Origin of the sequence: Maribacter sp. 1_MG-2023 (assembly GCF_030547005.1) — a bacterium.
In the GTDB taxonomy this organism is placed as follows: domain Bacteria; phylum Bacteroidota; class Bacteroidia; order Flavobacteriales; family Flavobacteriaceae; genus Maribacter.
Window position 1 is genome coordinate 73463 of sequence record NZ_JAUOPN010000006.1, and the last position, 14374, is coordinate 87836.

Consider the following 14374-nt stretch of genomic DNA (forward strand, 5'->3'; position numbering starts at 1 on the left):
GTATTATAGATTGATTTCTAAAAAATACTAGAAATTGAATCTGTTATATTAAAAGTAGTTTAAACCAAATATTCAAACAAGTCTGGTTTATCATTTATATATTCTCCATAGAAATTGTTAGATTTCATGCGTTCTATCAAAGGGTTCAAGTCCTCTGGGTTCTTTAATTCTATACCTACCACAGCCGGTGCATTTTCTCTACTCGATTTCTTTGAATACTCAAAATGGGTAATATCATCGTTTGGACCTAGAATGTCAACCACAAACTCTTTTAACGCACCTGGTCTTTGAGGGAATCTAATGATAAAGTAATGTTTTAGTTTTCCGTATAGTAATGCTCTTTCCTTAATTTCAGCCGTTCTGGTAATATCATTATTACTACCACCAATAATACACACTACATTTTTACCAGCAATTTCTTCTTTATAATCGTCTAAAGCTGCAATAGACAAAGCACCAGCAGGTTCAACCACAATAGCATCTCTATTATAGAGATCTAGAATAGTCTGACAAGCTTTCCCTTCATCTACCGTAATCATATTATCTAAATAATAGTTACAGATAGCATAGGTTAAGTTACCCACTTTTTTGACCGCTGCACCATCAATAAACTTATCTATATGATTAAGCGAAACTACCTCTCCGGAATCTATTGATGTTTTCATAGATGGAGCACCTTTTGGTTCTACCCCTATAATTTTGGTATTCGGCGAAAGTTCACTAAAAACACTAATAAGTCCAGATGCTAGACCACCACCGCCAATGCACACAAACAGATAGTCTATAGGTGTTTTTGATTGCGAAATCAACTCAAGACCAACAGTAGCTTGACCTTCTATAATTTTAGGATCATCGAATGGGTGTACAAATATCTTTTCATGTTTATCGCCATACGTTCTAGCAGCCAAAGAAGCATCATCAAAGGTGTCGCCTTCTAAAACTATTTCAACCCATTCAACACCAAACAATTTAGTTTGCTCTACTTTTTGCTTCGGTGTAACCGAGGGCATATAAATAGTACCCTTAATTTTTAAATGAAAGCAAGCAAATGCCACACCCTGGGCGTGATTACCTGCACTGGCACAAATGACACCTTTTGCTCGTTCTTCTTCGGTTAAAGAGCTTATTTTATTGAAGGCACCTCTAATTTTATAAGAACGTACACGTTGTAAATCCTCACGCTTTAAACGAACTTGACAGTTGTACTGTTTAGACAAACGTATACTTTCTGTTAGCGGAGTTACCTCTGAAATTTCAGAAATGGTTTGTGCAGCTTGTAAGACATCATCTAATTTTGGAAAATATGTCGGCTTAATCCCTTTCATATTATTTGCATTCTGTTATTAAAAAACTTATAACTCGAATAAAACCTAAATTGTCCGCTTGAGAACATTTCTTTTAAAACTACAACCTAATGGAGGGTGATAATTTTTAGAATGTACTCAAGCGGACAATCGGTATAGCTATAAAGGATTATAACTTTATACGATAGGCTTCATTGCCGTCATTGACTCACGTAAACGAGTACCAACTATTTCTACCGGATGCGTACGTAATGCCTTATTTATAGCAATTAACTGTGCATTATCAACGTCATTATCAATATCGCCAGAGAAATTAGTACCAATTACATCAGTATCTATTCCCTTCATGAAATCAGTCAATAATGGCTTACATGCATGATCAAAAAGATAACAACCATATTCTGCAGTATCAGATATAACACGGTTCATTTCAAATAATTTCTTACGAGCAATGGTGTTTGCAATTAATGGAGTTTCATGTAAAGACTCATAATATGCAGATTCAGCAATAATACCAGATTCTGTCATTGCCTCAAAAGCCAACTCAACACCAGCTCTTACCATAGCTACCATTAACACACCGTTATCATAAAACTCTTGCTCAGTAATCTCTAGACTACCTGCAGCTGTTTTCTCAAAAGCAGTTTCACCAGTTGCAGCTCTCCACGTCAATAAATTCTTATCATCATTTGCCCAATCTTCCATCATAGTTTTTGAGAAATGACCGGTCATGATATCATCCATATGCTTTTGGAACAACGGACGCATAATATCTTTTAATTCTTCTGATAATTCAAATGCCTTTACTTTAGCAGGATTAGAAAGACGGTCCATCATATGTGTAATACCACCATACTTCATTCCTTCAGTAATAGTTTCCCATCCGTATTGGATAAGTTTTGAAGCATAACCAGCATCAATTCCTTTCTCGATCATCTTATCGAAACAAAGAATAGAACCTGTTTGTAACAAACCACAAAGAATAGTTTGCTCTCCCATTAAATCTGATTTTACTTCAGCAACAAAAGAAGACATTAACACACCTGCTCTATCACCACCAGTACCAACAGCATACGCTTTCGCTTGCTCTAATCCTTTTCCTTGATGATCATTATCTGGGTGAACCGCAATTAATGTTGGTACACCAAAACCTCTTTTATATTCTTCACGTACTTCTGATCCCGGACATTTTGGCGCAACCATAATTACCGTAATATCTTCACGAATTTGCATACCTTCTTCGACGATATTAAAACCGTGAGAATACGAAAGTGTAGCATCTTTTTTCATTAAAGGCATAACCGCACTAACAACAGCAGTATGTTGCTTGTCTGGAGTAAGGTTAATTACAACATCGGCAGTAGGAATCAATTCTTGGTAGGTACCCACTGTGAATCCGTTTTCTGAGGCATTTACAAAAGATTGTCTTTTTTCTTTTATAGCAGCATCACGAAGTGCGTAAGAAATATCTAAACCAGAATCTCTCATGTTCAACCCTTGGTTCAACCCTTGAGCACCACAACCTACGATTACAATTTTTTTGCCTTTTAAAGCATTTACGCCATCTGCAAACTCAGCCGAATCCATGAAGCGGCATTTTCCAAGTTGCGTTAATTTATCTCTTAATGATAGCGTATTAAAATAATTGGCCATTTTGTATTTACTTTATTTGATTATTGTTATGATTCTTTATTAAAATTCTTTTAGTATCGCTGAAATTTTCATTTCATCTTTTGTAACCGAAATACGGCCAGAGCGTACAAACTGCATAATACCGTACGGTTTTAGTTGATCGTGCATTTCATCAATTTCATTTCTTCTACCGCTTTTAGCGATCACAAAAAAGTCTCTTGATACAGTGACAATCTGTGCATTATTATCTTTTATGATATTCTGAATTTGACGCTCGTCAAACAGAAGTCCTGATGCTATTTTGAACAAAGCAGATTCTTGATAAATAGTTTCATCATCAGTATGGTAATATGCTTTAATTACTTCAATTTGCTTCTCGATCTGACCGACAATATTATGCACCCATTTCTCAGTTGTATGAGCAACAATCGTAAATTTAGAAACATCATCAATCTCTGATTTAGAGACATTTAAACTCTCTATATTTATATGTCTCTTTAAAAATATACCTGATATTCTGTTCAGTAATCCAACATTATTTTCTGAATATACCGATATTGTAAACCATTTATTTTCCATAAGCTTTAATTACCTATTCCTTTCTTCAAAAGGATTTTATGGTGTCATTATAATTATTCTATACTATTTCTTTACGGCCATTATTAAGCCTGTAGACCAATTCATTTTGGTCAATTGTAAATCTTTACGTTGTTCTAAATACGCTGTCAGTTCAATCACATTATCTTCATGACCGGCTGGCCAATTTGGCTGTTTGGTCATATCATCTATAATGTAAAAGCCGCCAACATTTATCAAATTTAAAACCTCATCGATTTCACTGTACTTACCTGGCCAGGCATCTGCAAAAATCAAATCGAATTTTGCACCTGAATATTCCTTGATCCAATCAGCACCATCTTTGCAAACAACCTCAACTCTATCATCATCACCAAAATAACTAGAAGCGATAGAAATTAATTCTTGATCGTTATCTACGGATATCAATTTAGAATCAGCATCCATACCTTCAATCATCCAAGAAAGACTAAGACCAATACCAGTTCCAATTTCTAAAAAATTGCCATTTGGTTTAGAGGCTATTAAGGTTTTGAGAAAGCTACCAACGTACAGGTCTGAGGGCATCGTAAATCCGATTTCCTCAGATTTACGAGTTATCTCCGTATGTATTTTTGGAATGTCTTGTATGTTAGTATCGTTCATGAGATTATTCTTTTCTCTTATTTATTTCAATCTAACATCAGAAACCGAAGCTCCAGAAGGTATCATTGGAAATACATTATCTTCTTGTTCTACCTTAACCTCTAAGAAATAAGGTTCTTTAGAACCCATCATTTCTTGAATGGTAGATTTTAAATCTTTACGCTCAGAAATTCTTTTTGCCTCAATACTATAACCTTCAGCAATTTTTACAAAATCAGGATTCACCATAACCGTCGATGCATATCTTTTCTCAAAGAACAATTCTTGCCATTGGCGAACCATACCTAAATGCTCATTATTTAAAACAACAATCTTAACAGGTACTTTATGTTGAAAAATTACACCCAATTCTTGAATAGTCATTTGATAACCACCATCACCGATAATTGCAACCACTTCCCTATCCATGGCGCCCATTTTGGCACCAATAGCTGCTGGTAGCGCAAAGCCCATAGTACCTAGTCCGCCAGAAGTGATATTACTTTTAGACTGGGAGAATTTAGCATATCTACAAGCAATCATTTGATGTTGACCTACGTCAGAAACGATAACCGCTTTGTTATTTGATGCCAAATTAATTTCTTCAATCACCTCGCCCATAGTTAAACCTTCTTTGGTAGGATGAATATCATTTTTTATAATAGTATCGAACTCAATTTTATATTTCTCTTTGAAGATATTATGCCAAGCATCATGCTTATTTTCATTTACTAGTGGCAGTAACAACCCTAAAGTTTCTTTTGAGTTACCTAAAACCGCAACATCTGCATGCACATTCTTATTTATCTCAGCAGGGTCAATTTCAAAGTGAATTACTTTAGCTTGTTTTGCATAAAAATCTAAATTACCAGTTACACGATCATCAAAACGCATACCTATAGCAATTAGTAAATCGCATTCATTGGTCAAAACGTTAGGACCATAGTTACCATGCATACCTACCATACCCACATTTAATGGATGAGAAGTATCTAAAGCCGAAGCTCCCATGATAGTCCAAGCAGCAGGTATACCCGACTTTTCAACTAAAGATTTCAACTCTTGCTCAGCCTTACCAAGAATAACACCTTGCCCCCATACAATAAATGGTTTTTTGGCGCTGTTGATTAAATCTGCAGCTGCTTGAACAGCACTCATTTTTGGTTTTGGAACCGGCTTATAACTACGCACAGCAGTGCATTTCTCATAAGAGAAATCGAAAGCATCTATTTGTGCATTTTTAGTAATATCAATTAATACCGGACCTGGCCTACCAGATTTAGCAATGTAAAATGCTTTCGCCATTACTTCTGGTATTTCAGAAGCTTCGGTTATTTGATAGTTCCATTTCGTTACCGGAGTAGAAATACCAATAATATCAGTTTCTTGAAAAGCATCGGTACCAAGTAATTGTCTAGTAACCTGACCTGTAATACAAACCATTGGAGTTGAATCTATCTGCGCATCTGCAAGACCTGTTACCAAATTTGTTGCTCCAGGACCAGAGGTTGCTATTGCAACACCCACTCTACCTGAAACACGAGCATACCCTTGAGCAGCATGCGTAGCACCCTGTTCATGTCTAGTAAGAATATGAGTTAACTTATCTTGAAACTTATATAGTTCATCGTAGACCGGCATAATTGCGCCACCAGGGTAGCCATACATTGTTTCGACCCCTTCGGCCAACAAACAATGAATTATTGCCTCTGCTCCAGAAATCTTAATAGTTTTCTTGGAATCTGTACCTTTTTTCTTCTCTTTTACTGTTTCCATAATTAATAATCAAATTCAAGTATTGCATATAAGAGTTACAATAACCTGATATTAAAATCCTTCTAGAATTAATTAAAATCTAGCAGGTATTATTTAAAATTCATCGGTAACACAACCTTTAGATGCTGATGATACCATACGAGCATATTTGTATAAGCTTCCTCTTTTCACCTTTAACTCTGGCTGTTTCCAATTCTTTTTTCTTTCTGATAACTGCTCATCTGTTAGATTAACTGATATTTCGTTTTTCTCTGCATCAATGGTGATAATATCTCCATCTTCTAACAAACCGATTGCTCCACCTTCTTGTGCTTCAGGAGCAACATGACCTACAACAAAACCATGTGTACCACCAGAAAAACGACCATCTGTAATCAAAGCCACATCTTTACCAAGACCAGCACCCATTATGGCAGCAGTTGGCTTCAACATTTCTGGCATACCAGGACCTCCTTTTGGACCTTCGTAACGAATAACCACAACATCACCTTTTTTCACTTCACCTCTACCGATACCTGCATTCGCAAGAAACTCGTCGTTATATACTTTAGCCGGACCAGAAAAATACAATCCTTCTTTACCTGTAATTTTTGCCACAGCACCTTCAGTGGCAAGGTTACCATAAAGAATACGTAAGTGACCAGTTGCTTTTATAGGATTACTAAGTGGTTTTATAACTTGTTGGTGTTCTAATAAACCAGGAACATCAGCTAAGTTCTCAGCAATTGTTTTACCTGTAACTGTAAGACAATCTCCATGAAGCATATCATTTTCCAGCATAAACTTCATAACGGCAGGTACGCCACCTACACGGTGAACATCTTCCATTAAGAATTTACCACTTGGCTTTAAATCTGCCAAGAATGGCGTAGTATCACTAATTTTTTGAAAATCATCTAAGGTGAAATCTACATCAGCAGCTTTAGCTATTGCTAAAAAGTGAAGTACGGCATTAGTTGACCCTCCTAAAAGTGTCAGCAAACGAATAGCATTCTCCATAGATTTACGGGTAATGATATCGCTTGGCTTAATATCTTTTTCTAAAAGGCTTCTTAAAGCCTTACCAGAGTTTATAGCATCATATTGCTTATCTTTTCCAATAGCAGGGTTAGACGAGTTATAAGGCATTGCCATACCCAGGGCTTCTATAGCTGACGCCATTGTATTTGCGGTATACATACCACCACAAGCACCTGCACCAGGACATGCATTTTGAATTACACCTTTGTAATCCTCCTCATTCATAGTACCGGCAACCTTCTCTCCCCAAGCTTCAAAAGCTGAAACGATATCTAAGGTCTTATCTTTAAAACAACCCGAAGCAATAGTACCCCCGTATACCAATACAGATGGTCTATTTAAACGAATCATTGCCATTAGCGCACCTGGCATATTTTTATCGCAACCAACGACAGTAACCAAACCATCATAATTCATTGCTTGCACCACAGTCTCCATAGAATCTGCAATAATATCTCTCGAAGGTAAAGAATAACGCATACCGTATGTACCCATAGATATACCATCACTTACACCAATAGTATTAAATACAAGACCAACTAAGCCACTGCTGTTGACACCGACTTTGACCTCTTGAGCCAAGTCATTTAAGTGCATATTACAAGGGTTACCCTCATAACCTGTACTACCAATACCAATTAATGGTTTCTTTAAATCTTCTTCAGTTAAACCTATAGCGTAAAGCATTGCTTGTGCTGCAGGTTGTGTTGGATCTTGGGTTACATTCTTACTATGCTTGTTCAACTCCATAATATAATTCTCGTATGCTTATCTTGATTTTTAAATACTCCTTAATCAAAGATAAAAGTTTATAAAAATTTCTAATTTTAACAATAATTGACAATACAAATTCATTCAATCAAAAATGAACCTAAAAATTTGAATATCAAATACTTAAACAACAACTATATACCATATTCAATACTTTAAAACAGTGTATATTTATATGTAAAACATAAAAAAACCTGTATCAAATATATCTGATACAGGTTTTTCTAAAAATTAAAAAGCTATATCATCCCAGATTTGGAATGACAATGACTAGGTCAATATTTAGGTTTGATAATTTCATATTACAATAGTACTGATAATATAGATGATAAATAGCCCCTTAACAAAATCGGTTCAAAAAGTATCAAATTACACCAATTTAAAGCTAATAGCGTCTCCGCCCTTCTTTTGTGCTAGAATGCATATTGCCTTATCTGTTAATTGAACAGCTCTTAAATATCCGCCAGTTGTTTGTCCGTCTTTCATTAGCACAATTAATTTACCTGCAGGTGTTAATTGTACCGTACCAGGTATAGTTGCAGAGGTAAGCATTGAGAATGTATGTGGTGCTATCGTTTCTGTTAACTGATATGCCATTCTGTTATTCTCATGAGCGACAGTAAATGTTTTAGAGAAAATTTCTTCTAACTGTTTATCGCTCAATATATCGAATTCTGGTGCTTTGTTTACCTCTAGAACAGATTCATCTAAAAATGACGCCACCTTAATTTCTGATATTTTAGGTTGAAAATCTTCTACCACCGAAAAAGGAATAACATCATTATCAGTTAATCTATTGACTTTACTAATGGGTTTGTAAAATGATCTACTACCCAATATTTCTTTAGAAGTAAAACCACCCTTTACAGCAAGGTAAGATCTAAACCCTTTCTCTAAACGACCAAAAGAAAGGATATCACCTTTTTCTATCATATAGACTTTATAATTCTGAATAGGTAAATTATTAAGTGTAGCAGACATTTTTGCTCCACCAAGTGCCATAAAGGTTTCTTTTTCGAAGATGAGCGTTGGTCCTGTCATGGTAATCTCCAATACAGCCGATGACTCTTTATTCTCTAACAAAGAATTCACCTTAAAGACCGTCATTTCATCCATTACTCCAGATACGGGTACCCCTTTATTTCTATAATGGAATCTACCTGCATCTTGTACTGTGGTGTAAAAACCTGCTTTTAATACTTTAAGCATTTATCTTAATTTTTTCAGGTTTATATATTCCCACTTCTGCTTCTATTCTGTGAAGGTCATGCTCTGCTTTAGATATTTTATAAAATTCAATTTTATCGCCAACACTTACAAAACATGGATTCTCTTTGGATGCGTCAAAAATGGGCACTGCACAATTTCCGATGATATTCCAACCTCCTGGTGATTCTTGTGGATAGATTCCTGCCTGTTTACCTGCAATACCAACAGCACCTTTAACCACTTTTGATCTTGGTGTTGCTTTTCTAGGCAATTCTAACTCTTTATTAATACCACCTAAATACATAAAGCCCGGTAAAAACCCAATTCCGAATACTGTATAAGTCGCCCCAGTATGCAAGGCTATAATCTCTTCTTTTGTTTTATGAAAGTGATTGGCGACCTCTTCAAGGTCTAAACCGAATTCCAAATCATAACAAACAGGTAATCGCCATAAGTACCTATCTGGTTTTGGAGATTCTTTTAATTGTACATACCAGTTGTTGATATCAGCAGACAATTTTTGAAAATCGATCTGTTTTGTCCTATTAATAATTAGAAGTGAATTATAAGAAGGTACTAACTCCCACTCCTTATTTGTAAACACCTCTTTATTTAAAAACCGTTCAAAGTGTAATATTTTTTCTAATATGATTTCACTAACCTCATTTGGCCATTCAATTAAAACGGAATGTACTCCAAATGGTTTGATATGTATTTTAGGGGAATTCACGATTTTATGAGTAGATTATGATGAGGTAATTCATCTGAAAGATAAGCCAAAATTTTCAATACCGAAGGTGTATCGCCATGAATACAATAGGTATTTGCTATTATAGAAATATTATCTCCACTAACCGTTTTAACCTCCTTTTCGTAATACATTCTTAATAGATGAGCCAATACCTCTTTACCGTCGGTTATTAAGGCATTGCTTTCTTTTCTAGAAACTAAACTTAAATCAGTATTATAATTTCTATCTGCGAAGGCTTCAACTAAGACTTTAAATCCGTATTCTAAAGCCAATCTTTGAATAACACTACCATACGGAACATATAATACTGCGCCTTTTTTGAATTCTTCTATACCAGTTAAAAACGTTTTCGCTAGATGTTCGTCTTTAGCGATATCATTATAAAGTGCCCCGTGGGGTTTAATGTGATGCAATTCAATATCCATCTGACTACATAAAGACACAAACAAGTGCATTTGTTGTTTTATACTAAGAATTAATTCATCTTCAGACAAAGTCATCGATACACGACCAAAGTTTTCTCTATCAGGATATGATGGATGCGCACCTACCTTTACATTAAACTTCTTTGCCAATTTTAAACAGAATACCATACTCTCTTTAGAACCCGCATGACCACCACAAGCAATATTGCAAGAACTAATGAGTGGAAACAGGGCTTCTTCATTACCTATACCTTCCCCTACATCACAATTAATATCAATAAAATGTTTTGTCATCTATAAAAAGCCTAAAACGGTTAAGATACTTTTAGCACCTAATAAAACAGAAAGCAGAATAATCAGTATACCAAATACATTTTGCAATACACTGTTTTTATATTTACCCATAACACCAGCTCTATTTACTACCCACAATAGAAATACTGCGATAATGGGCAAAAGCAATCCGTTAGTAATCTGTGCAAATTTTATAATTTCAATAGGTTTAATTCCGAAGGATAAAAAGAACACTCCTAAAATTAAAATTGTTATCCATATCATTCTAAACTTAGCATCTTTAAAGCCGGCTTTCCAACCAAAACAACTATTTGCAACATAGGCAGCAGCCAAAGGTGCAGTAATCGCAGAAGTAATACCTGCCGCACACATACCTATACCCAAAAAATACAATGCAGCAGAACCGTATAAAGGCTCTAAGGCTTTTGCCATATCCATAACATTGTTTACTTCTGCAGAGTTGATGGCTGCAGCAGATATAATTATACTAACAGAAACTAGTCCGCCTAAAATTATTGAAACTAGCGTGTCTCGCTTAGCTAAATTTAAATCGTCTTTTGATTTCCACTTCTCACTTACCAATGCTGCATGCAGAAAAAGATTATAAGGCACTACGGTAGTACCAACCAAAGCAATTATAGTAAGAGTACCCTTTTCTGGTATTGTGGGAATAAACAATCCTTTAATAAGCTCCCATATATCTGGCTTGGTCAAAATTGCCGTCATTACAAACGATAAACTCATAATAAGCACAAGTACTATAAACACCTTCTCCAAAGATTTATAACTACCTAAGTACAATAATATAAAAGCCAAGCCACCTAATATAAAAGGATATAATTTACTATAAGTCATACCAAATAATGCCTCCATACCCAAGGTAGCGCCACCTATATTACCTGCTTCATAAGAGGCATTACCAATAATAATGGCAGAAAAGATTAATGCTATAACACTATTGCGTATCCAAGGATTATGAAGTTCTTGTTTGATTACATCTGCCAAACCCTTCTGAGTTACGATACCTAAACGGGCAGACATCTCTTGAAGAACGTAGGTTGCTATAATAGATAACAACATGGCCCACAGTAAACTAAACCCAAAATTGACTCCTGCCAAGGTACATGCCGTAACCGTACCAGGACCAATAAACGCTGCGGCTACCAGTACACCAGGACCTAATTTCTTAAACATCTAGTAAATTTATCGTTCTTGTAAATATAATTGGTTAATCTGAATATTCTCACCATACGTAGCATCAATTTCACCACAATTTTAACATTTCAAAATGCAGTTTATCTAAAAAAATGCAGTTCATCTAAAACTTAGATGTCGTTCATCGAGATTACATACTAATCCAAAAATAACTGGGTTATAGCTATCCCCAAACCTTAAACTTAACCTATTAATGATTTGCTTAGAATGTAACAAAGAACTCGGTTATTTAGACCACAAAAATGCAATGGAGAGTGCTGGCGTAGAGCTTTGCATGAAGCACCATGAACGTATTAAGTTATTGATTAATAAACACAATACACCTTTAGAAGCTATTCAGCTATATTATGCGCTGAAAGAAGCTGGTGTAAACCCCATGTTAGAATGGTGGGATGGTAAAAAATCTATCGATATTGCCATTTCTCGTGTAAAACTTAATATTGAAATTGACTCTGAATACGATAAGCTGACCGAACACGAGGCTATCAACAATTTAGAAGAAGCGATGCACTCCTTTAAAAATGGATTTACAACCATTAGAATTCCGCATATCGTAGTACGGTATTACTTAAATGAGACCGTAAACAATATCATCGGAATAATGCAAGGTCTAAAAGCCAACATTAAAGTTATTAACTAAAAAACCAGATATGGAAAATTCTAAAAAAGCATTTAGAAATCCGATTAGAGCAGCAATAGCTACCCTTTTAATCGGTGTGGTAATGCGAATACTTCACTGGCCGTTTTCTGAAGGAATTATTTTTATCTCCTTTGCAGCGATTCTTATTCTATACGGATTGCGCTTTTTTAAAAAGGAAGAAAAAAAGACCGTCGATTTAATTAAAATGGCATTGGTACTTTTCTGGACGACCAACGGACTATTAACAATTTTAGATTTTACCCATACCTTATTTTTTCAAATCGGTACCGCATTTACCTTCATTGCATGGTTTGCGATGGAAGGTACCTCTTACTTCATGTCTAAAGAAGATGGTGTTAAGAATAGCACGACCGAAATCATATGGAATTTTGTCATGGTAATCGGTGTAATTACCCTAATCTGTGGTGGTCTCATGAAATTATTAAGTTGGGATTACGCAATACCGACCCTTACACTTGGTCTTACCATTGTAACGAGTTACATACTTAAAGATATTTTTACAGCACCCAATAACAACGAAGACGATATTAATAATGAAGAGTTATATTCTTAAATGAATAACTCTTTATGAAGTAAAATTTTACCCCAACCAACCCTCTCTGTCGAGTGAACGGTATTGAATGGCCTCTGAAATATGATTACCGTTCAATGCCTGCTCACCGGCTAAATCCGCAATAGTTCTTGCTACTTTCAAAATTCTATCATAAGCTCTAGCAGAAAGGTTCAATCTTTCCATAGCATTTTTTAATAAAGCTTTAGACTTATCATCCAACTTACAATATTCACGAATCTGTTTCGTATTCATTTGAGCATTATAATGCACATTTTCCAATCCTTCGAATCTTGCTGTTTGTATTTCTCTTCCTGCTGTTACACGCTTTCTAATTTCAACACTCCCCTCTCCTTTTCGTTCTTCAGATAACTTTTCGAACGGAACCGGAGTAACCTCAATATGTATATCGATACGATCTAAAAGCGGGCCAGAAATCTTACTTAAATACCGTTGCATTTCTGCAGGAGATGAAGTAACCGGAGCATCTGGATCATTAAAATACCCACCCGGACTTGGGTTCATACTAGCCACCAACATAAAACTACTTGGGTAAGTTACCGTAAAACGAGCACGAGAAATAGTTACCTCTCTATCTTCTAACGGTTGGCGCATAACTTCTAACACACCGCGTTTAAATTCTGGCAACTCATCTAAGAATAACACACCGTTGTGAGAAAGGGAAATTTCACCAGGTTGCGGGTATGAACCACCACCTACTAAAGCGACGTCTGAAATTGTATGATGGGGACTTCTAAAAGGTCTTTGACTCATTAACCCCATATTCTTAATTTTACCAACTACACTATGTATTTTAGTAGTTTCCAAAGCTTCATGCAAAGTCATTGGTGGCAAAATAGATGGTAACCGCTTGGCTAACATGGTCTTACCAGCACCAGGTGGACCAATTAATATGATATTATGTCCGCCTGCTGCTGCAATCTCCATACAGCGCTTAATACTTTCTTGACCCTTAACATCAGAAAAATCAAATTCTGGAAAATCTAAACTCTTATAAAACTCTTCTCTGGTATCTATTATCGTTTGCTCAAGTGGAGTACCTTGATCAAAGAAGTCTAAAACTTGCTTGATATTATCAATGCCGTATACTTTCAAATCTCCAACAATAGCAGCTTCTTTTGCATTTGCAGTTGGCAAAATGAAACCGGTAAATCCTTCTTGTTGTGCTTTTATAGCAATAGGCAATGCTCCCGTTATAGGTTGCAAACTACCATCTAAAGACAGTTCTCCCATGATGATATACTTCTCAATATCTTCAGATTTAATCTGACTTGATGCCGCTAAAATTCCGATAGCCAAGGTAAGGTCATACGCAGAACCTTCTTTACGAAGATCTGCAGGCGCCATATTTATGGTGATTTTTTTACCTGGAATTTTATAACCGTTGTTCTGTAATGCAGCTGCTATTCTATAATTACTTTCTTTAATAGCATTATCGGGTAGTCCTACTAAATGATAACCGATTCCTTTATCGATATTTACTTCAACAATAATTGTTGTGGCCTCTACACCAAACACTGCACTCCCATAAACTTTTGTAAGCAT

13 protein-coding genes are annotated in these 14374 nt (G+C 35.7%); 2 read left to right on the forward strand and 11 right to left on the reverse strand.

The features are described 5' to 3' along the window. Nucleotides 1–59: 59 nt before the first annotated feature. The 10 genes from ilvA to Q4500_RS08695 form a co-directional block, all read right to left on the reverse strand. Nucleotides 60–1325 carry a threonine ammonia-lyase gene (gene ilvA, locus Q4500_RS08650; RefSeq protein WP_303599293.1) on the reverse strand — a complete coding sequence of 422 codons (1266 nt, stop codon included), beginning with the start codon at nt 1323–1325 and terminating at the stop codon, nt 60–62. A gap of 156 nt (nt 1326–1481) precedes the next feature. After that, nucleotides 1482–2957, reverse strand: a complete 1476-nt coding sequence (ilvC, locus tag Q4500_RS08655; protein ID WP_303599294.1) for a ketol-acid reductoisomerase — start codon at nt 2955–2957, stop codon at nt 1482–1484. Nucleotides 2958–2996: 39 nt separating this feature from the next. After that, complete coding sequence (gene ilvN / locus Q4500_RS08660; RefSeq protein WP_036153906.1) at nt 2997–3515, reverse strand: acetolactate synthase small subunit; 519 nt, start codon at nt 3513–3515, stop codon at nt 2997–2999. A gap of 63 nt (nt 3516–3578) precedes the next feature. After that, nucleotides 3579–4157 carry an O-methyltransferase gene (locus tag Q4500_RS08665; RefSeq protein ID WP_303599295.1) on the reverse strand — a complete coding sequence of 193 codons (579 nt, stop codon included), beginning with the start codon at nt 4155–4157 and terminating at the stop codon, nt 3579–3581. A 21-nt stretch (nt 4158–4178) separates the two neighbouring features. Then, on the reverse strand, nt 4179–5912 hold the full coding sequence (gene ilvB, locus Q4500_RS08670) for a biosynthetic-type acetolactate synthase large subunit (RefSeq protein ID WP_303599296.1): 1734 nt from the start codon (nt 5910–5912) through the stop codon (nt 4179–4181). A gap of 93 nt (nt 5913–6005) precedes the next feature. After that, a complete protein-coding gene (gene ilvD / locus Q4500_RS08675; RefSeq protein ID WP_303599297.1) occupies nt 6006–7682 on the reverse strand; it encodes a dihydroxy-acid dehydratase in 1677 nt (558 codons plus the stop codon). Nucleotides 7683–8072: 390 nt separating this feature from the next. Further along, nucleotides 8073–8912, reverse strand: a complete 840-nt coding sequence (locus tag Q4500_RS08680) for a biotin-dependent carboxyltransferase family protein (RefSeq protein WP_303599298.1) — start codon at nt 8910–8912, stop codon at nt 8073–8075. Continuing rightward, nucleotides 8905–9642: a 5-oxoprolinase subunit PxpB gene (gene pxpB / locus Q4500_RS08685; protein WP_303599299.1), complete on the reverse strand. Its 738-nt coding sequence runs from the start codon at nt 9640–9642 to the stop codon at nt 8905–8907. The genes Q4500_RS08680 and pxpB overlap by 8 nt, the downstream gene beginning before the upstream one ends. Further along, entirely contained in the window at nt 9639–10382 is a 744-nt protein-coding gene (gene pxpA / locus Q4500_RS08690) for a 5-oxoprolinase subunit PxpA (RefSeq protein WP_303599300.1), read from the reverse strand. The genes pxpB and pxpA overlap by 4 nt, the downstream gene beginning before the upstream one ends. Further along, nucleotides 10383–11576 (reverse strand): Nramp family divalent metal transporter, encoded by a 1194-nt coding sequence (locus Q4500_RS08695; RefSeq protein ID WP_303599301.1) that lies wholly within the window; start codon nt 11574–11576, stop codon nt 10383–10385. It lies immediately after the preceding gene. 214 nt (nt 11577–11790) lie between these two features. Between Q4500_RS08695 and Q4500_RS08700 the strand changes: the two genes are divergently transcribed. Both Q4500_RS08700 and Q4500_RS08705 read left to right on the forward strand, forming a co-directional pair. Beyond that, entirely contained in the window at nt 11791–12237 is a 447-nt protein-coding gene (locus tag Q4500_RS08700) for a hypothetical protein (RefSeq protein WP_133687347.1), read from the forward strand. Nucleotides 12238–12247: 10 nt separating this feature from the next. Further along, entirely contained in the window at nt 12248–12811 is a 564-nt protein-coding gene (locus tag Q4500_RS08705) for a hypothetical protein (RefSeq protein ID WP_303599303.1), read from the forward strand. Nucleotides 12812–12838: 27 nt separating this feature from the next. Here Q4500_RS08705 and Q4500_RS08710 read toward each other — a convergent pair whose 3' ends face one another. Beyond that, a complete protein-coding gene (locus Q4500_RS08710) occupies nt 12839–14374 on the reverse strand; it encodes a YifB family Mg chelatase-like AAA ATPase (RefSeq protein ID WP_303599304.1) in 1536 nt (511 codons plus the stop codon).

Bases quoted from the DNA above. Each gene is read 5' to 3' on its own strand.
- ilvA (WP_303599293.1), bottom strand. From the start codon at position 1,325: ATGAAAGGGATTAAGCCGACATATTTTCCAAAATTAGATGATGTCTTA.
- ilvC (WP_303599294.1), bottom strand. From the start codon at position 2,957: ATGGCCAATTATTTTAATACGCTATCATTAAGAGATAAATTAACGCAA.
- ilvN (WP_036153906.1), bottom strand. From the start codon at position 3,515: ATGGAAAATAAATGGTTTACAATATCGGTATATTCAGAAAATAATGTT.
- Q4500_RS08665 (WP_303599295.1), bottom strand. From the start codon at position 4,157: ATGAACGATACTAACATACAAGACATTCCAAAAATACATACGGAGATA.
- ilvB (WP_303599296.1), bottom strand. From the start codon at position 5,912: ATGGAAACAGTAAAAGAGAAGAAAAAAGGTACAGATTCCAAGAAAACT.
- ilvD (WP_303599297.1), bottom strand. From the start codon at position 7,682: ATGGAGTTGAACAAGCATAGTAAGAATGTAACCCAAGATCCAACACAA.
- Q4500_RS08680 (WP_303599298.1), bottom strand. From the start codon at position 8,912: ATGCTTAAAGTATTAAAAGCAGGTTTTTACACCACAGTACAAGATGCA.
- pxpA (WP_303599300.1), bottom strand. From the start codon at position 10,382: ATGACAAAACATTTTATTGATATTAATTGTGATGTAGGGGAAGGTATA.
- Q4500_RS08695 (WP_303599301.1), bottom strand. From the start codon at position 11,576: ATGTTTAAGAAATTAGGTCCTGGTGTACTGGTAGCCGCAGCGTTTATT.
- Q4500_RS08700 (WP_133687347.1), top strand. From the start codon at position 11,791: ATGATTTGCTTAGAATGTAACAAAGAACTCGGTTATTTAGACCACAAA.
- Q4500_RS08705 (WP_303599303.1), top strand. From the start codon at position 12,248: ATGGAAAATTCTAAAAAAGCATTTAGAAATCCGATTAGAGCAGCAATA.
- Q4500_RS08710 (WP_303599304.1), bottom strand. From the start codon at position 14,374: ATGCTTACAAAAGTTTATGGGAGTGCAGTGTTTGGTGTAGAGGCCACA.